The organism is Acinetobacter sp. 22301, from assembly GCF_052045285.1.
In the GTDB taxonomy this organism is placed as follows: Bacteria; Pseudomonadota; Gammaproteobacteria; order Pseudomonadales; family Moraxellaceae; genus Acinetobacter; species Acinetobacter pittii.
The window spans coordinates 128,258-140,624 of sequence record NZ_JBQEOR010000007.1 but is presented as its reverse complement, the minus strand read 5'-3'; the positions used below and the strand labels follow the sequence as shown (position 1 = coordinate 140,624).

The window sequence follows — 12,367 nt, the reverse complement described above, 5'->3', positions numbered from 1 at the left end:
TAACACATAAAAAGGATATTCTATGAAACGGTCAAAAATTGCTTTAGCTATAACATTATCAATTTCAGCATTATTTCTTACAGCATGTAATGACGATGATGATGACTATATTGGTGTTAATCCCGATAAAACTTATGTTTCTGAAAAAGCCTATTCTAAGGATACCTTAAGTGGCGCTTCATCTATAAAAGTAATGACTTATAACATGGTGAATGTACAAGGGAAAACAGCTGAAGCAACCGCTTTAGTCATGTTCCCGAAAGTTGCTCAACCAAAGGATGGTTATCGCGTAGTGGTATGGGAGCACGGCACTGTAGGAGTAGGGGATAGTTGTGCACCAAGTAATAATATGATTAATCCACGCTTTAAAATTTTAGCTGATACTTTATTAGCTGCTGGATATGTGATTGTGGCACCTGACTATGAAGGTTTAGGTACTAGAGGGATGCATCCATACCTTAATTTGGGAAGTGAGGCTAAATCTGCAATTGCAGCAGTTAAAGCTGCTAAAGATCATTACGGTAGTCAATTGAATAGTTCATGGATGTCGATTGGACAATCTCAAGGAGGTCATGCTTCATTAGGAACAGCTGAATTTGCTAATAACGACAGTAACTACAAAGGAGCGGTTGCAACAGCACCAGCCTCTAGTCTTGGCTATATTATTTCTGTAGTTGCTCCGCAAGCAATTAGAGACATTCTTCAAAAAGAGCAGGCTGGTACCGCACCTGTTGGTACGGCTGTGGAAGTGTATGCCGAGCTACTTGCATATGCTGCATATACCACAGTGGGTATTACTGCTTATGAACCTAAATTTAATTATCGTGCAATCTTTCAACAACGTTCTCAAAGTATAGCTGAGTTTGCAGAAGGCACTACGGGTGAAAATGGAGTCTGTTTAACTGATTTGCATAATAAATTTGCAGATGATATTCGAGATTTTCTTGCGACTAATACTGGTAAAACAGTTCTAGATTATCCAGGCCTAGCTGGTAATTTCCAGGAGAATCCAACGGTACAAAAATTCTTGGTAGATAATCAACCTGCTACCAAAAAAATTAATTCACCAGTCATGATTGTTCAAGGTACTGCGGATATGGCTGTACCATATCCTGTTACTAATGCCTTACAAGAGGGACTTAAAAAAATGGGAACTGATGTGACATTTGTACCTGTTGTTGGAGCTGCCCATACTCAGGCGATTGTATGTAGAAATGCTGAAATTTATCAATTTGTTCAATCTAAGATGCCAGCTAAAACAAATATAGTGCTTGATCCATCAGTAATAGATGCTAGTAAGAATGTTGAATGTACTGGAATAGCACAATAATTTTTTGTATTTAAAATCTTCAAATTAAAAAGGTCCTGAAAAGGGCCTTTTTTGTTATATTGTTACACAGTTTGATTTGATACTATTTGAGTTTGAAGAACTTATGAGCCAGCAACCTGTTGAAAAAAAATCTGTTCCTTGGTTATTAATGGGATTAGGTTTACTTATTCCTTTTCTAATTATTGGAATACTTTTCTTGGCTGCAAAAAGCGATGCTAAGAATAAAAAACAATATGAACAACAGCGTTTAGAGATGGCAAAAAGAATAGCTGAGAAAGAAGCTGCAAATTCTGAATCGAAATAGCTTGTTAATGAATATCCTTTTGTAATTGGCGTACAGTAGGAATATTTGTGTAACGCTTTACAAGATAGCCTGCTTCAGTAAGCATTTGATCACGAATACGGTCTTCTTCTACTTTTTCAAGATGGGTAGGGTCATCTAGTTCAATGATGGCCATGACTTCCATCTTGTCGTTGAGCACAACAAAGTCAGTAACTTTACGATTGAACTGACTACGAATTTTATAGTCATTACTGGTAATTAATGCGCTAAACGCCACTTGTGCTAACACATGATAATTTGGAAAACTTTGTTTTAAACGTATAAACATTTGAGTTTCAAAGTTTGTAATGACAGGGCGAGCAAAGAATTTTTGTTTTGGAAATAAATAAGGGCGTAAACAAACAAGAAGAAAAATACAGGTGCTTACGCAACCTAAAACAATAAAAAATAAGTGACTCGATTCGAACATGTGAAGGCATCATACAAATAAAAACCCACTCATGATGAGTGGGTTTTTAAGAATCTTGGCTCTCCCACCTGGGCTCGAACCAGGGACCTGCGGATTAACAGTCCGTCGCTCTACCGACTGAGCTATGGGAGAATCTGGAAAAGGATTTTAGGCAGGAAAGAGGGCTGGGTCAAGCCTTAATAACAGAATTAGAGTGAATATCTAATCGTTTGGTTTAAAAATACTCGAAACATTGATTTTATTCAAAATAATGAAAAATTATTAAATCATTAGAAAAGAAAAAACCCGCAATAAATGCGGGCTTTTAGAATCTTGGCTCTCCCACCTGGGCTCGAACCAGGGACCTGCGGATTAACAGTCCGTCGCTCTACCGACTGAGCTATGGGAGATTAGTAGATGGCTCTCCAACCTGGGCTCGAACCAGGGACCTGCGGATTAACAGTCCGTCGCTCTACCGACTGAGCTATTGGAGAATCTGATGCGCATTTTATGGATGAAATCTAAAAGCGTCAATAAGAATATTAAAGAAAATGAATCGTTTGCTTGATTAATATGCTTTTGCTGTATTAAAAATAAAAAAACCACCCCAAATAGGGTGGTTTTTCATAAAGAAATAAAATTATTTCTCTACACCAGCTGGTTGACCTGCAAGTTTTGCATTTGCATAGTCCCAGTTCACAAGGCTTTCTAGGAAAGTTGCGATGTATTTAGGACGTAAGTTACGGAAATCGATGTAGTAAGCATGTTCCCATACGTCAATTGTTAATACAGCAATTTGGCCATGTGCAAGTGGAGTGTCTGCATTAGAAGTTTTAGTAATAGATAATTTACCGTTTACTTCATCAGCAACTAACCAAGCCCAACCTGAACCGAATTGAGTTGTTGCAGCAGCAGTAAATTCTTCTGCAAACTTTTCGTAGCTACCAAAAGCTTCGTCAATTTTAGCAGCGATTGCGCCAGTAGGCTTACCACCACCATTTGGCTTCATGCTGTTCCAGTAGAAAGTGTGGTTCCAAACTTGAGCAGCATTGTTGAAAATACCAGCTTTAGATGCATCACCAGCAGTCGCTTTAATGATTTCTTCTAAAGTTTTACCTTCAAGGTCAGTCCCTTTGATTAAGTTGTTTAAGTTAACAACATAGGTATTGTGGTGTTTATCGTGATGGTATTCTAAAGTTTCTTTACTAATATGTGGCGCTAAATCATCATAGCCATATGGAAGTGCAGGTAAAGTAATGGTTGTCATGTTCCTATTCCTTGCATTTGCTGGGTTATACAATTAAGTGGCTCTATTGTAAATGATTCTGGTAACAATAGGGCATCGTTTTAAAGAACTATACACAATAAAGATCTAATTAATACGCATAACACAGATTGAAAAAAAGACTTAATTAAATCGGATTATTCAATTCAAAATATTCAGCTTCAATTGAAAACTGTTTTGAGATCGCTTGTGCCAAACGCTGAACTCCATAACGCTCAGTAGCATGGTGACCACAGGCGAAATAGTGAACCCCTAATTCTTTCGCTTCATAAAAAGTTCGTTCACTGACTTCACCTGAAATGTAAGCATCACAATTTTGCAAAGCAGCTTTAGCAATAAAATCTTGAGCGCCACCTGTACAGAAGCCTACTTTTTGAATACTTTGTTTTTCTGAGGGCAAGTGAATTACCTTAAAATCAAAACTGTTTTGAAGCTGTGCTTTAAACTCATCTACAGAAACTGCTTGCTCTAAATAACCAATATTACCAATTGGATGTTTCTCTGTTAAATCGAGTGGTTCTAAATTCTGCAAGTTTAGTTTTTCTGCAATGGCTACATTGTTACCCAAAGTTGGGTGGGCATCTAAAGGTAGATGATAAGCGACTAATGAAATATTATTTTGAATGAGTTTTTTAATGCGGTTGCCTCGCATTCCAGTAATTGGATACGGTTCGCCTTTCCAAAAATAACCATGATGTACGAGTAATAAATCTGCATTTTGAGCAATTGCTGCATCAATCGCATCTTCGGAAGCAGTAACCGCACAAACAATACGTTTTACTTCAGTTGAACCTTCAATTTGCAGGCCATTTGGTGCGTAATCTTTAAATTCTGCCGCTTTTAAGGTTTGGTCGCACCACTGAATAATTTCATGCAAATTTGCCATGATATTTCCTGAATTGAGTAGTAAATAATTGCTAAAGCTATAGAAACATATTTTGTTGTGTAACTAAAGCTAGACAAATCTTTTTTGACTTTTTTATGTATATCGACATATTTAATTTAAAATGCTTAACTGAAAACTCTTTTTGTTCAATATATTAATTTAATTAAAAACTTCTTTGCGTAGAGGATATGAACGTGCGCCGCACCTTTACATGGTTACCTTGGGTGTTACTTATTATTGTAATTGCCAGTTTTATTGCATGGCAAAAATACCATCAGCCGAAACCAACTGTTGCAGTTGATGGGGTGCAAATGCCTGCTGAGAAAGTTGAACCACTCGTTGATACTTCGAGAGCGGGCGGGGTGGTATCTTATAGCGCTGCGGTAAAAGTTGCAGCGCCAGCAGTTGTTAATATTTTTACGACCCAGAAAGTTAAACAAAATCATCCATTATTAAGTGATCCAGTATTCCGCGAATTTTTTGGAAATCAGGTTCCTGAACAACAACAGCAAAATGAAAATAGCTTAGGCTCTGGGGTTATTGTACGAGCTGATGGTTATATTTTGACGAATAATCATGTGATTGCTCAAGCTGATCAGATTGTAGTTGCATTACATGACGGCCGTCGTGCAGAAGCAACGATTGTTGGAACAGACCCTGATACTGATTTAGCTGTAATTAAAATCGACTTAGATAAATTACCTGTGTTGCCATTTAAGCTAAGTGGTAATGAAGTAGGTGATGTTGTCTTGGCTATTGGTAACCCATTTGGCGTAGGTCAAACGGTAACTCAAGGTATTATTTCTGCGACTGAACGCTCTGATTTAGGCATTAATACCTATGAAGACTTTATTCAAACAGATGCCGCAATTAATCCAGGTAACTCTGGTGGAGCATTAATTGATGTGGCTGGGAATTTAATTGGTGTAAATACTGCTATTTTCTCTCAGTCAGGTGGTTCTTTAGGAATTGGTTTTGCAATTCCCGCTAAAGTTTGCCAACAAGTTTTAAACTCAATTTTGAAAGATGGCCGTGTAGTCCGTGGATGGTTAGGGATTAGTTTAGTACCGCCTACACAAGAAGATGTATTGGCACCTAAACAGCAAATTGGTGTTGTGGTTGCAGATGTCTTGAAAAATGGTCCAGCTGCATCAGCAGGTATTAAGATTGGTGATAAAATTATTCAGGTGAATAATCAACAAATCACTTCAGCATCTCATTTGATTAATTACGTTGCATTACAAGCGCCTAACAGCGAAATTAATGTAATGGTTGAGCGAGATGGGAAGCAACAAAACTTTGTGGTGACAGTAGGGGAAAGAAAAAACCAAAATACTCAATCACAATTTATACCGCTGCCTAAACAGTAAAGATAAAAAAAGCCTCATAATGAGGCTTTTTTCTTGGTGTCAATTAAGTATGAGATAGTGCTTGATGCTGATGTTTGAACTCAGTTAAAGCATCAATACGGTACTGAATGAGCATTTCACCAATCTCAGCACCTTTAATGTTTTCAGGTAAATCCTGAACTTTAATAGAGCGAACGATTTGCATCGCATCTAACATGTACTGAGCTTGAGGATACGGACGGTCTTCTAAACCTAGTCTTCCTTTAGCATCACATTCACATGCTTGTACAAATGCTTCCACTCTCTCAGGACGACGTAATACATCTAGACGCTGTAATAGACGCCATACAGTTCCCGGTTTTAACGACATAATTTGATGACATTTTAGATGTTCTTTACATACTGATAATGCCAACTGTCGAGTTTGAGTTGGAACTTTTAAACGTTCACATAATTCGGTAACAGGTTTTACTCCACGTTCTTCATGCATGATGTGACGAGGTAGTTCGTTAGCTGGAGTCAATGCTTTACCCAAATCATGTACTAAAACAGCAAATCGAACATCAAGCGAATAGTTTGACTTACAAGCTTGCTGTAAGGACATTAAGGTATGTATGCCGCAGTCCACTTCTGGATGATATTCAGGGCGCTGTGGTACACCAAATAATGCGTCAATTTCAGGGAAAAGATGTTTCAACGCCCCACAGTCACGCAATGTTTGAAAATAAACATCTGCATGATCTTCTAAAAGTGCGCGAGAAGTCTCTTTCCATACACGCTCTGGTGTTAAGGCATCAAGCTCACCCGATTCGGCCATGGTTTGCATAAGCTGCATTGTCTCTGGCGCAATCTGAAAACCATATGAAGAATAGCGAGCCGCAAAACGTGCAACACGTAAAACACGTAAAGGATCTTCAGAAAAAGCTTCTGAAACATGACGTAAAGTTTTATTTTCTAAATCTGTTTGACCGCCATATGGATCGTATAATTTGCCATCTTGATCCATTGCTATGGCATTGATGGTTAAATCACGGCGGATTAAATCTTCTTCTAAACTTACTGTGGTATCTGTAAAAAATTGAAAGCCGTGGTAGCCTTTACCAGATTTTCTTTCAGTACGTGCAAGTGCATATTCTTCTTTCGTTTCAGGATGAAGAAACACAGGAAAATCTTTGCCTACAGGTTGAAAACCTTGGGCGAGCATGTGTTCCGGCGTTGCACCGACAACAACATAATCTTTTTCTTGATAGGGATGCCCAAGTAAAAAATCACGGACGGCACCGCCTACTAAATACACTTGCATGAAAAAACCTCTATTCTTCAAGCAATCATGCTACAGAATAGAGGTTTTCTCAAGTCATTAGAGATGCTTTTCGTAAAAAGCAGTTTCTAAATTACTTTTCTTGTTGTTGGATTTCAGCAACAGTTAAAGCAGTCATATTGATAAGACGACGAGTTGTTGCTGTCGGTGTTAAAATATGAACAGGCTTTGCTGCCCCAAGTAAAATTGGACCAATAGTAACGTTGTTGCCAGAAGTCGCTTTCAACAAGTTAAATGAAATATTTGCTGCATCTAGGTTTGGCATAATGAGCAAGTTTGCCGAACCTTTGAAACGTGAGCCAGGGAATGCAAATTGACGAATGTTTTCGTCTAATGCTGCATCACCGTGCATTTCACCCTCAACTTCAAGCTCAGGAGCTTGCTCAGATAAAATACGATAAACTTCACGCATTTTTTGAGCACTTGAGTCAGTCTGGTCACTACCAAAACTTGAATGAGAAAGCAGGGCTACACGCGGAGTAATACCAAAACGACGTACTTCTTCAGCTGCTAAAATAGTCATTTCAGCAAGTTGTTCAGCAGTCGGGTTTGTATTTACGTATGTATCAGCAATAAACAAGTTACGATCTTCAAGCATTAATGCATTTAAGGTGAAGAAGTTATTCATACCTTCTTTTAGACCGATGACATTGCGTACAAAGTCAAGGTGAATGTTATAGCTACTGTAAGTACCACATAACATACCATCTGCTTTACCAAATTTAACCAGTAAAGATGCAATTAAAGTTGAACGGCGACGAGCTTCACGTTGAGCATATTCAACAGTAATGCCTTTGCGTTGCATTGTTTGATAGTAGTCTTTCCAAAACTCTTCATACATCGGGTTTTGTTCTTGATCTACAATCTCAATATTTACGCCATGTTGTAAACGTAAGCCTAATTTTTTGATATTAGCTTCAATTACAGCAGTACGTCCTACTAAAATTGGTTTAGCTAAATCTTCATCAACTGCGATTTGCACTGCACGTAATACGCGCTCATCTTCACCTTCAGCATATGCGATGCGTTTAGGATCAGTTTTTGCTTGAGCAAAAATCGGTTTCATCAAGAATGCAGAGTTATAAACAAACTCAGATAATTTTTGACGGTATGCAGAGAAATCTTCGATTGGACGAGTTGCGACACCTGAGTCCATTGCAGCTTTAGCAACAGCAGGAGCAATTTCTAAAATTAAACGTTGGTCAAGTGGGCGTGGAATTAAATAGTCACGGCCAAATGACGCAGATTTTTCGCCATAAGTTGCTGCATCTGCTTCTACATGTGCCATACGTGCAATTGCATGTACACATGCAATTTTCATGTCTTCATTAATCGTTGTTGCACCAACGTCAAGTGCACCACGGAAAATGTAAGGGAAACATAATGCGTTATTTACTTGGTTTGGATAATCAGAACGACCAGTTGCCATGATTACATCAGGACGTACTTCATGTGCATGTTCAGGTAAAATTTCTGGATCTGGGTTTGCCAAAGCAAAAATAATAGGGTTCTCAGCCATCTGTTTCACCATTTCTTTGGTGAGAATACCAGCAGCAGAAAGACCCAAGAACATATCAGCACCAGCCATTACTTCATGTAACTGAGTTGCTTTAATGTCTTGAACATAACGTTTTTTCGATTCATCCAAGCCTTCACGTGAAGTAGTGAGTAGACCGCGAGAATCGGCAACAATGATATTTTCTTTATTTACGCCTAAAGCACAAAGCAAGTCTAAACAAGAAAGGGCAGCAGCGCCTGCACCTGAAGCTACAATTTTGATTTCATCAATTTTCTTATTTACAAGTTGCAATGCATTAAGCAAAGCTGAACCTACAATGATACTTGTACCGTGTTGATCGTCATGGAATACAGGAATTTTCATGCGTTCGCGAAGTTTCTTTTCGATATAGAAACATTCTGGCGCTTTAATATCTTCGAGGTTGATACCACCGAAAGTTGGCTCAAGAGAGGCAACAATATCTACAATTTTATCTGGATCGTTTTCTGCAATTTCGATGTCAAATACGTCAACACCAGCAAACTTCTTGAAAAGTACGCCTTTACCTTCCATTACAGGTTTAGACGCTAATGGTCCAATATTACCTAAACCAAGAACAGCTGTACCGTTACTGACTACGGCAACCAAGTTTCCGCGAGCTGTATATTTAGCAGCAGCAGATGGATCACGCTCAATCTCTAAACATGGCGCAGCAACTCCTGGTGAGTAGGCTAGAGCCAAATCTCGTTGGTTGACAAGTTGCTTACTTGGGGTGACGCTGATTTTCCCTGGGTTTGGATATTCATGGTAATTTAAAGCGGCCTGTTTTAAAGATTGATCGTCCATCTGAGTCTCTATTTGATACAAAAAAGCAAACTAGTCAAATTGCTCATTTAGGGAGAGGCAACTCACTTCTTTAACTACGCTTTAATTTTTACCAATTAAGAGAATAGTAGACGAATTGCCAATAGCCCCGTGGTGAGCTAAATGCTAAAGAATATAACACTACTTCTTTATTTCTCACAGTCAAAAACGCTCATTTTTGGAAAAAGCAGCATAGGTAAAATAGATGATTGGAACAATTAAGAAATATGCGGATTTGTTTGTAGATAAGGAATAATCTGCTCGGCAGGAATAGGGCGACTAAAGAAATAGCCTTGTAAAAAATCACATTGCTGTTTTTGTAGATAGGTGACTTGTTCTTTTGTTTCTACACCCTCAGCAACCAGTTTAAGTCCCATACTTTTACCCATCGCGATCATTGCATTTACAATTGCTTCTTGTTTGTGATCACCAATTTTAGAAATAAAAGCACGATCAATTTTTAATACGTCAATTGGGTACTCTGTCAAATAGGCTAAAGAGGAATAACCCGTACCAAAGTCATCTAAGGCAATTGAGATATCTCGTTGTTTTATCGCGTGTAATAGTGTTTTTACATTGGCAGTATTGTCTAAAAGGGCTGACTCTGTAATTTCAAGTTCGAGATCTGAACCTTGAATATTATATTTTTGCAAAACCTCATCTAAGTCATTGAGTAATAAGCCTCGATGTATTTGTTGAGCGACAATATTTACAGAGACTTGAATATCGATATAACCAGCATTTTTCCACTCTTGGAGTTGCTTTCCAACTTTATCTAAAACAACTTTCCCAATATCTGAAATCAGGCTACTACGCTCAGCAAATGGTATGAACATATTTGGCAGGATTAATCCTTTTTCAGGATGCTGCCAACGAATGAGTGCTTCAAAACCGATAATTGATTGATCGTGTAGATTAATTTTGGGCTGGTAATAAATGACAAATTCATCATTTTGAATGGCTTTACGTAGCTCTTGCTCTAAATCGGCAGTTTTATATGAGTGATTTGTTTTATTGCAATAATAGCAAATTGTATTACCACCTAAACGTTTTGCCTCGGAAAGTGCTTGCTCTGCATGATTGTTGAGATGATCAATTTGTCTGCCATGTTCAGGAAAACATGCAACACCGATAGATGCGGTAATAAAATATTCGTGATTATCAATGTAAAAAGGTGCATTGAGTGCTTGTAAAATATTTTGGCAATATTGCTCAATATTTGGATGAATTGGTGAAATCTCATAAATGATTGCGAAATCATCACTATTTAAATAGGCAACTAAAATCGCATTGATATTGATTAAGCGTAATCTTTGTGCGAACTGTTTAAGTAATTCATCACCACTATCATTATTTAAAAACTCATTGAAAGCTCGGAAGCGGTCAATATTTACTCGTATTAAAGCTAAATTTTTAATGTTATATGAAGGGTTTACAAGATATTGATGTAATTGATTGTAGTAGTAAAGGCGGTTAGGCAGGTGGGTGAGGCTATCGTAGTTTTTTAAGTAAGATAGGTGCTGCTCTTGGCGCTTTTGCTCAGTGAGGTCGCGTGCAAATCCAATATAATTGGTAATTTGATTGAATTCATCTTTGACCACATTGATATGCAACCATAAATATACGCTTTTACCAGAACTAAACTTTTCGTCAAACTGACCCATATATTCTCCTGTCTCCAAGAGCTGTTGGGTTATTGATGTATGAAACTGTTGTTGTAATTCTTTTTGATTAATTGTAATGCTAAATAGTTCTTTACTCAGAAGCTCTGACTTGGAAAATCCGGTTAATTTTTCATAGTAGGGATTTACATCAATATAGTTTAGGTGCTCATCTAAAATAAATATTCCTTCCGCAGCTTGCTCGAGCACAATTGCAGATAGTCTTAGATGTTCTTGATCCTTTTTCTCTTGATGTATATCACGGGTCATTCCCACCATACGAAGCGCTTTTTGTGTCTTTGGATCTCTGGTGATGACACGGCCTACATCATGAATCCATCTCCAAGAACCATCTCGACGTAAAATTCGAAAGGTGATATTAAAATGATCTGTAACGCCTTCCAAATGTTGTTTTAAACGTTCGTCAAAAAGTTTTTTATCGCTTGGGTGTATACGATCTAATATCGTGTTGAGATGAATAACGGCGGTTTGAGTTTGTTTTTGTTGATCGAAAAATGTAATTTCCAATCTTTGACTTTCAATATCCCAATCCCAAGGCCGAATACCCGCAGTTTCATGTGCAAAAGCTAAATTATAGTGATGGCTTTCGAGTTGCTCATTCATTTTTGTGAGGTCATAGGTACGTTCACGTACTTTTTGCTCAAGTAAATGATTATTAAATTGAAGCTGGGCTTCAATATCTTTGGACTTATTCACTTCTTGTTGGAGTTGTACACATAATTCTTCAGCCCACTGGGTATGCTGGTCTGAAATTTGAACAAGCTGTTTGTTTTTTAATAATAATTGAGAGATCTTTTGGTAATTGCGTTGAGTTGCATATGCACAAAGCACAGTTGCTACAAAGGTGAGGTTATAGGCGAAATAAAAAGGTAGCTGAGTTATGGGATTATGTGTGAATTGAGCAATTAATAGAGGGAGGGTACTAGGAATAAATAAGAGATAAAAATATCGGGGTTGCTGTGTTAAAAAAGTAAGGCCAATGATATGAGCCGAAGTAATAAATAAAGCAATTAAAATATGAGCATCTGGTAGTGCAATTAAGTCAGGAGGTAGATAAAAATGAATAATTGTGACATTTATTCCAATTAAAATTCCTGAGAATAAACAAATACTTTGTAAGACACGATCAGCTTTTTTGGTAAAATCAATCGTGCGATAGTGAGTTAAAATATTTGGAATAAATAATAAGCAGACAAGAGCGACGACGGTAAGGCCAATAGACCAGCTAAATATTGTTATTGCAGATGAAAAATAATAAGAAAAAATACCATATGAAATAAGGCACAGTAATATCAGGCTAATTAAATACCAGCGGATATATTGAGTTGAAAGTTTCAGCTGTTCAATTTTTGTTTGATGCTGTAGATATTCTTCCTGAAGCCCAGACATAAGATTTTTCTATCCTATTTTTTTACATATAT

9 protein-coding genes and 3 tRNA genes are annotated in these 12,367 nt (G+C 37.6%); 3 read left to right on the top strand and 9 right to left on the bottom strand.

The genetic code is table 11. From position 1 onward, the window contains the following. Window positions 1–22: 22 nt before the first annotated feature. Window positions 23–1,330 carry a lipase family protein gene (locus ACTJJH_RS12410; protein ID WP_440601189.1) on the top strand — a complete coding sequence of 436 codons (1,308 nt, stop codon included), beginning with the start codon at window positions 23–25 and terminating at the stop codon, window positions 1,328–1,330. A 103-nt stretch (window positions 1,331–1,433) separates the two neighbouring features. Next, window positions 1,434–1,634 carry a hypothetical protein gene (locus ACTJJH_RS12405; protein ID WP_000082753.1) on the top strand — a complete coding sequence of 67 codons (201 nt, stop codon included), beginning with the start codon at window positions 1,434–1,436 and terminating at the stop codon, window positions 1,632–1,634. A gap of 4 nt (window positions 1,635–1,638) precedes the next feature. On the opposite strand, the gene ACTJJH_RS12400 is transcribed toward ACTJJH_RS12405, so the two are convergent. From ACTJJH_RS12400 to ACTJJH_RS12375, 6 genes are all read right to left on the bottom strand, one after another. Continuing rightward, complete coding sequence (locus tag ACTJJH_RS12400) at window positions 1,639–2,082, bottom strand: DUF2726 domain-containing protein (RefSeq protein WP_005068176.1); 444 nt, start codon at window positions 2,080–2,082, stop codon at window positions 1,639–1,641. Window positions 2,083–2,138: 56 nt separating this feature from the next. After that, window positions 2,139–2,214: transfer RNA gene (locus ACTJJH_RS12395), tRNA-Asn, on the bottom strand. 181 nt (window positions 2,215–2,395) lie between these two features. Further along, window positions 2,396–2,471, bottom strand: a tRNA-Asn gene (locus tag ACTJJH_RS12390). Window positions 2,472–2,479: 8 nt separating this feature from the next. Further along, a tRNA-Asn gene (locus ACTJJH_RS12385) sits at window positions 2,480–2,555 on the bottom strand. A gap of 146 nt (window positions 2,556–2,701) precedes the next feature. Further along, entirely contained in the window at window positions 2,702–3,328 is a 627-nt protein-coding gene (locus tag ACTJJH_RS12380; protein WP_000208083.1) for a superoxide dismutase, read from the bottom strand. A gap of 145 nt (window positions 3,329–3,473) precedes the next feature. Beyond that, window positions 3,474–4,232: a Nif3-like dinuclear metal center hexameric protein gene (locus tag ACTJJH_RS12375; protein ID WP_347737812.1), complete on the bottom strand. Its 759-nt coding sequence runs from the start codon at window positions 4,230–4,232 to the stop codon at window positions 3,474–3,476. Between the two features lie 194 nt (window positions 4,233–4,426). Between ACTJJH_RS12375 and ACTJJH_RS12370 the strand changes: the two genes are divergently transcribed. Continuing rightward, window positions 4,427–5,602, top strand: coding sequence for a S1C family serine protease (locus ACTJJH_RS12370; RefSeq protein WP_005068179.1), 1,176 nt, complete (start codon window positions 4,427–4,429; stop codon window positions 5,600–5,602). A gap of 43 nt (window positions 5,603–5,645) precedes the next feature. Here ACTJJH_RS12370 and ACTJJH_RS12365 read toward each other — a convergent pair whose 3' ends face one another. The 3 genes from ACTJJH_RS12365 to ACTJJH_RS12355 all read right to left on the bottom strand — a co-directional run bounded on the left by ACTJJH_RS12365 (window position 5,646) and on the right by ACTJJH_RS12355 (window position 12,335). Further along, window positions 5,646–6,884 (bottom strand): multifunctional CCA addition/repair protein, encoded by a 1,239-nt coding sequence (locus tag ACTJJH_RS12365; RefSeq protein WP_347737813.1) that lies wholly within the window; start codon window positions 6,882–6,884, stop codon window positions 5,646–5,648. A 91-nt stretch (window positions 6,885–6,975) separates the two neighbouring features. Continuing rightward, window positions 6,976–9,246, bottom strand: a complete 2,271-nt coding sequence (locus ACTJJH_RS12360; protein WP_002118176.1) for an NADP-dependent malic enzyme — start codon at window positions 9,244–9,246, stop codon at window positions 6,976–6,978. A 236-nt stretch (window positions 9,247–9,482) separates the two neighbouring features. After that, window positions 9,483–12,335 carry a putative bifunctional diguanylate cyclase/phosphodiesterase gene (locus tag ACTJJH_RS12355; protein ID WP_440601188.1) on the bottom strand — a complete coding sequence of 951 codons (2,853 nt, stop codon included), beginning with the start codon at window positions 12,333–12,335 and terminating at the stop codon, window positions 9,483–9,485. Between the last annotated feature and the right edge of the window lie 32 nt (window positions 12,336–12,367).

Excerpts from the sequence above, each read along its gene's own strand:
- ACTJJH_RS12375 (WP_347737812.1), bottom strand. The coding sequence starts at position 4,232 with ATGGCAAATTTGCATGAAATTATTCAGTGGTGCGACCAAACCTTAAAA.
- ACTJJH_RS12365 (WP_347737813.1), bottom strand. The coding sequence starts at position 6,884 with ATGCAAGTGTATTTAGTAGGCGGTGCCGTCCGTGATTTTTTACTTGGG.
- ACTJJH_RS12360 (WP_002118176.1), bottom strand. The coding sequence starts at position 9,246 with ATGGACGATCAATCTTTAAAACAGGCCGCTTTAAATTACCATGAATAT.
- ACTJJH_RS12410 (WP_440601189.1), top strand. The coding sequence starts at position 23 with ATGAAACGGTCAAAAATTGCTTTAGCTATAACATTATCAATTTCAGCA.
- ACTJJH_RS12380 (WP_000208083.1), bottom strand. The coding sequence starts at position 3,328 with ATGACAACCATTACTTTACCTGCACTTCCATATGGCTATGATGATTTA.
- ACTJJH_RS12355 (WP_440601188.1), bottom strand. The coding sequence starts at position 12,335 with ATGTCTGGGCTTCAGGAAGAATATCTACAGCATCAAACAAAAATTGAA.
- ACTJJH_RS12400 (WP_005068176.1), bottom strand. The coding sequence starts at position 2,082 with ATGTTCGAATCGAGTCACTTATTTTTTATTGTTTTAGGTTGCGTAAGC.
- ACTJJH_RS12405 (WP_000082753.1), top strand. The coding sequence starts at position 1,434 with ATGAGCCAGCAACCTGTTGAAAAAAAATCTGTTCCTTGGTTATTAATG.